The organism is Novosphingobium jiangmenense (genome assembly GCF_015694345.1).
Taxonomy (GTDB): Bacteria; Pseudomonadota; Alphaproteobacteria; order Sphingomonadales; family Sphingomonadaceae; genus Novosphingobium; species Novosphingobium jiangmenense.
This window is the reverse complement of sequence record NZ_JADQDC010000029.1, coordinates 1-1648: the sequence shown is the minus strand read 5'-3', so window position 1 is coordinate 1648 and position 1648 is coordinate 1. Positions and strand designations below refer to the sequence as shown.

Sequence of the window (1648 nt, the reverse complement as noted above, 5' to 3'; positions counted from 1 at the left end):
TCGGGCTCGTGCCGTTCGAGGTACTGCAGCATCAGTGCCTCGAGCTTCGCGCCGTTGTCGGCAAGGTTGTCGCAAGAGAGCAGCGTCACGCCGGGCAGCCCCGCCTTGGCCCGCGCCAGCAGCCCTTGCGTGACGAAGTAGTAGAAGCTCAGGCTATGGGCGAGTTCGAAGTCGAGCCGGCCTTCGGTATCGCGGCAGTAGCCCTTCTCGGTCACGGTCAGGCTGACGATCCGCGTCGATGGCGCAGCAACCGCAGCGATCACCGCATCGGGCTCCTCGCTGGCGACGAGCACATTGCGCACCGATCCGACGATCCTCAGCGCCATGCCGTCAGCCGATTGCTCGGCCACGGTGCAGAGCCCGCCTTGCGGGTTCATCTGCCGCGCCACGCCCGCCGAGCGCAGCGAGACGCCGGTGATCATCCAGTCGGTATCGCCCCCATTCCCAGCACCGGCATTCATCGCCGCATCGGTGTACCAGGCTTGATGCGCACGGTGGAACGCGCCGATGCCGAAGTGGACGACGCCGACGGCCTGCGCCGCACGGTCATAAAGCGGGCGCGCGACGTCTGCAGGCAGATTGGCCAGCGCTTCGGGGGACAGCCTCACAGCCGATAGGCCTTCTTGGCCAGATTGTACGACAGGTCCTGCGCCAGTTCCGCCGCCTCCCAATCCTCGATGCGGTGCTCGGCGACGAGTTCGGCGAGGAAGCCGCAGTCGATGCGCCGCGCCACGTCGTGCCGCGCCGGGATCGACAGGAAGGCGCGGGTATCGTCGTTGAAGCCGACGGTGTTGCAGAATCCGGCCGTCTCGGTGGTCATGCGGCGGAAGCGGCGCATGCCCTCGGGGCTGTCGTGGAACCACCATGCCGGGCCGAGCTTGAGACAGGGGTAGTGCCCGGCGAGCGGCGCGAGCTCGCGGGCATAGGCGCTCTCGTCGAGCGTGAACAGGATGATCGAGAGGTCGCGCTCGTTGCCGAACTTGTCGAGCAAGGGCTTCAAGGCGTGGACGAAGTCGGTGCGGGTCGGGATGTCCGCGCCCTTGTCGCGCCCGAACCGCTCGAACACCTGCGCATTGTGGTTGCGGAACGATCCGGGGTGGATCTGCATGACGAGGCCGTCCTCCAGGCTCATCCCCGCCATCTCGGTCAGCATCTGCGCGCGGAACAGTTCGGCGTCCGATGCATGGAAGCGCCCCGAGACCACGCGATCGAACAGCGCGGCGGCCTCGCTGGCCGAGAGGTTGGCCGTTGCCGCCGTGGGATGGCCATGATCGGTGCTGGTCGCGCCCATCGCCTTGAAGAAGGCGCGACGCTGGCGGTGGGCATCGAGATAGCCCTGCCAGGTCCGGCAGTCCTCGCCTGTCAGTTCGGAGAACAGGTCGAGATTGCTCTGGAAGCCCTCAAACTCGGGGTCCACCACCGGATCGGGGCGATAGGCGGTGATCACCCGCCCGCGCCAGCCCGAATCCCGGATCGCAGCGTGATGCTCCAGTGTATCGAGCGGGCTCTCGGTCGTGGCGATGACCTCGATGTTGAAGCGCTCGAACAGCGCGCGCGGGCGGAAAGCCTCAGTGCTGAGCATCTCGGTGATCGTGTCGAAGTAGAGGTCGGAGGTCTCCGCGCAAAGCTGCACGCCCATGCCGAAGGC

2 protein-coding genes are annotated in these 1648 nt (G+C 66.9%); both read right to left on the bottom strand.

The features are described 5' to 3' along the window. A partial coding sequence (locus tag I2488_RS19385) for a mannitol dehydrogenase family protein (protein ID WP_484549418.1) occupies positions 1-608 on the bottom strand: 608 nt, incomplete at its 3' end. Further along, the coding region (gene uxaC, locus I2488_RS19380; protein WP_196277437.1) for a glucuronate isomerase at positions 605-1648 on the bottom strand (1044 nt) is incomplete at its 5' end. The genes I2488_RS19385 and uxaC, both read right to left, overlap by 4 nt.